General features: G+C 50.7%; 3 protein-coding genes. All 3 read left to right on the top strand.

The window, feature by feature from the left end; translation table 11 throughout:
• The first annotated feature begins 174 nt into the window (after positions 1-174).
• From H4Q31_RS21405 to H4Q31_RS20760, 3 genes are read left to right on the top strand one after another with little or no spacing between them, the layout of a single operon-like run.
• Positions 175-714: a DUF6431 domain-containing protein gene (locus tag H4Q31_RS21405; protein ID WP_311771779.1), complete on the top strand. Its 540-nt coding sequence runs from the start codon at positions 175-177 to the stop codon at positions 712-714.
• Positions 715-756: 42 nt separating this feature from the next.
• Complete coding sequence (locus tag H4Q31_RS20765; protein ID WP_185180978.1) at positions 757-2,109, top strand: DDE-type integrase/transposase/recombinase; 1,353 nt, start codon at positions 757-759, stop codon at positions 2,107-2,109.
• Positions 2,102-2,902 carry an ExeA family protein gene (locus tag H4Q31_RS20760; protein ID WP_185180979.1) on the top strand — a complete coding sequence of 267 codons (801 nt, stop codon included), beginning with the start codon at positions 2,102-2,104 and terminating at the stop codon, positions 2,900-2,902. The genes H4Q31_RS20765 and H4Q31_RS20760 overlap by 8 nt, the downstream gene beginning before the upstream one ends.
• Positions 2,903-2,999 lie beyond the last annotated feature (97 nt).

The raw sequence follows: 2,999 nt of genomic DNA, 5'->3' as shown, positions 1-2,999 counted from the left end.
TGTTTACGCTGAAGCATAATGCCCGAAAGCTGACGGTGTTGCCTGTCCGGGGATTGACGAATATAATGTCCGTATCACAGAAAAGGAAAAGGATGCCTCCATATAGCGTGAGCCTGTTAGCGCAAGCCCACTGGAGACATCCCCTCACAAAACGTATGATCATTGTATCAAATTATGAGCTGGATGAGAAGATCCCCGGCGTTTTTTGTTAGGTGTGCAGAAATTGTTCCTAGTCCTTGTTGCATTGCGAGTTTAGCGGTGATCGGGAGCCGAAAACGGAAGCTTGTACATGCTTCAGGGGAAAAGAGCGTCTTGGTCATTCGAAGACTTCGTTGTACAGCTTGCCGGAAGATTCATCATGAGTTACCGGATTGCATTGTGCCTTACAAGCGTTACGAATCAGAATGTGTTGAGAATGTCATCGCGTCTGAACCCACGGAAGTAGATGTTGCCGCAGACAACTCCACACTTTACCGTTGGCGGGGTTGGTTTTGCTCAATGGCTACCTACTGGTTAGGGTGCCTAGAATCCATCGCCATTCGCTTTCATCTAGATGCTGTGAAGGAACCGTCCGCACCTTCACAAGCTGCACACCATAAATTCGGACGTTATGTTGGAGATGCCGATGGATGGCTGGCAAGAGTTGTCCGACCTGTTGTGAATTCAAAATTGTGGGTACATACCCGTTCTGCATTCTTGTCCGAAGCCCTCTGAGATAGACTCGTAAACGAATCTATCGGAAGAAGGTGCAAACGGATGAAAGATCAGAAGAAAGCGGAACAGATCGCTGCAGACCGTGTGCAGCTCCTTGCCCCATTGCTTACGGAAGGGCTTGATCCGGCAAAGGCGAGGGAAATCAAGCAAAGAATATGCGAGCAAATCGGAATATCGGAGAGAACGCTGCGACGGTATCTGGCAGCCTACCGGCAAGATGGATTTGGCGGATTAAAGCCGAAGAGCAAAGGGAAACAACCCGCAGCCCCCGCCATTCCACCGGAGGTCTTGGAGCAAGCGATCTTGCTGCGGCGAGAGGTTCCGAGCCGCAGTGTCGCCCAGATCATTCAGATCTTGGAATGGGAGGGTCGCGTCCAACCGGGCCAACTCAAACGGAGCACGCTTCAAGAGAAGCTGACGGAACGTGGTTACAGCACAAGACATATGCGAATGTATGCAAACTCTGGTGTAGCGGCTCGGCGGTTCCAACAGCCACACCGCAATCGTCTATGGCACTCGGACTTGAAGTACGGTCCGTATTTGCCCATTGGACCGGGCGGAGCGATGAAACAAGTGTTTCTCGTTACCTTCATCGACGATGCGACGAGGTTTGTGCTGCACGGTGAATTTTACCCGGTCATGGATAAGACGATCGTCGAGGACTGTTTCCGAAAGGCCATTCAAAAGTATGGTGTTCCGGAAGCCGTGTACTTCGACAACGGGAAGCAGTACCGCACCAAGTGGATGACGCGGACGTGCTCTAAGCTTGGCATTCGGCTTCTTTTTGCTAAGCCATACTCGCCCGAATCTACCGGGAAAGTTGAACGGTTCAACCGGGTGGTGGATTCTTTTCTTAGCGAAGCAGCACTTGAAAAGCCAAAGACGCTCGACCGCTTGAATGAGTTGTTCGAAGTGTGGCTCTCGGAATGCTACCAGAACAAGGCGCATTCAGCACTTGAAAACAAACGAAGCCCCGAAATCGCCTTTCGAAGTGACAAGAAGGCGCTTCGGTTTGTGGAATCGGAGATACTCGCCAATGCATTCCTTCATTGTGAAACCCGCAAGGTCGACAAATCCGGTTGCATCAGCTTCTTGGATCGCAAATATGAAGTGGGTCTTCCGTTCATTGGATGTACCGTGGATGTCGTGTATGACCCGGCGGACATTAGCGAGTTGACGATCGAGTACGAAGGACACGCACCGTGGAAGGTTAAAGAACTCGTAATCGGTGGACGTGCCGGAAAACGACCACCACTGCCGGATCATATTCAGCCGCTGCCGGCAGATTCATCGAGGTTGCTAAGCGCTGCTGAAGAACAGAGTCGTGGGCGCCGCACCGAGCAAGTGCCAGCCATCAGCTTCCGTAAGAAAGGCAAGGTGAATGGCAATGTTTGAGGCATTCTATGAGCTTAGCCATTCACCGTTCTCCAGGGACATTCCGCCTAGTGAGTTGTATGAGTCGGAAATTTTGGAGGAGACGCTGGGACGATTAGAATATGCGGCAGAGCGGCAATGGTTTGCGGTCGTAACCGGTGACTGCGGAACCGGAAAGACAACAACGATTCGGCGGTTTGCCGAAGAATTGGATCCTGCGAAGTTCAAGGTACTCTATCTGTCGGATTCAAAACTGACACCTCGGCACTTCTACAAGGGGCTGCTGGAACAACTCGGTTGTGAGTCGAAGTTTTACCGTGGGGATGCGAAGCGTCAACTGCATCGGGAGATCGAGCTCATGCGGGGGATTCATGGACTGCAACCCGTCGTGGTCGTAGATGAAAGTCATCTTTTGGACCGAGAGATGCTGGAGGAAGTTCGCTTTCTACTTAATTTTAAGATGGATGCCCAAAGCCCAATGGCCCTTATCCTCGTCGGGCAAAGTGAATTGTGGGATCGCATTAACCTACAAGCCTACGCTGCGATTCGTCAACGCATCGATCTGCAATGCAAACTTCCGCATTATGACCGAGCCCAAACAGGATCCTACATCGAGAGACACATGACTTATGCCGGTGCAGAACGAGACATCTTCACTGAAGGAGCTATTGACGACATCTATCGTTACTCTGGCGGAGCAGCTAGGCTAATCAACAAAGTATGTACTCATTCTTTGCTCTACGGAGCACAGAACAAACACCGAATCATTGACGATCATATGGTTAAACGCGTCATTCAGGGAGAATTGTCATAATTCTCCCTCTCTCATATCCCAATTCGGTCAGGTAAACCGTCAATAGCAGGACAATTCACACCATCAATCCCCGGACATTATGCGTTAGCAGTAACAC

The organism is Cohnella lubricantis, from assembly GCF_014212015.1.
Taxonomy (GTDB): Bacteria; Bacillota; Bacilli; order Paenibacillales; family Paenibacillaceae; genus Cohnella; species Cohnella lubricantis.
The sequence above is the reverse complement of the archived record's forward strand: the minus strand, read 5'-3'. Positions and strand labels throughout refer to the sequence as shown.